This window comes from Leucobacter celer subsp. astrifaciens (assembly GCF_001273835.1).
Taxonomy (GTDB): domain Bacteria; phylum Actinomycetota; class Actinomycetes; order Actinomycetales; family Microbacteriaceae; genus Leucobacter; species Leucobacter celer.
In genome coordinates this window covers 1-308 of sequence record NZ_JHEI01000084.1, presented here as the reverse complement: position 1 = coordinate 308, position 308 = coordinate 1, and the positions used below count along the sequence as shown (strand labels likewise).

The 308-nt window shown below is 61.7% G+C and carries 1 protein-coding gene; it reads right to left on the bottom strand.

From position 1 onward, the window contains the following. The coding region (locus AMS65_RS20105; protein WP_206541943.1) for a hypothetical protein at nt 1-212 on the bottom strand (212 nt) is incomplete at its 3' end. Nucleotides 213-308 lie beyond the last annotated feature (96 nt).

Genomic DNA, 308 nt, shown 5'->3' with positions numbered 1-308 from the left:
TGGAAGCGCACGCAGCGAAGGGTTCCGGTGATGGTGCCCGGGATCTTCGGCCGCGCGGGTCGGCAGCGCTCATGGGGTGGCCCGAGTTCGGGTTCGGATTGCATCCGCTCGATAACGGTGATGTCGAGTTGAAGCGGTGGCGTGGTGACCGTGATGAACGTAAGTGGCCGTCGTTTCTCCTGGAACCTGCGTGTAGCTTGCGTGGCCTGCAATCAGGCAAAGTCGAACTTCACGGTAAGCATGTTGCCGCGAACGGTCGGCGTGACGAAGTGCTGCTGGGACTGCAGCAACAACGAAGGCTCGACGGA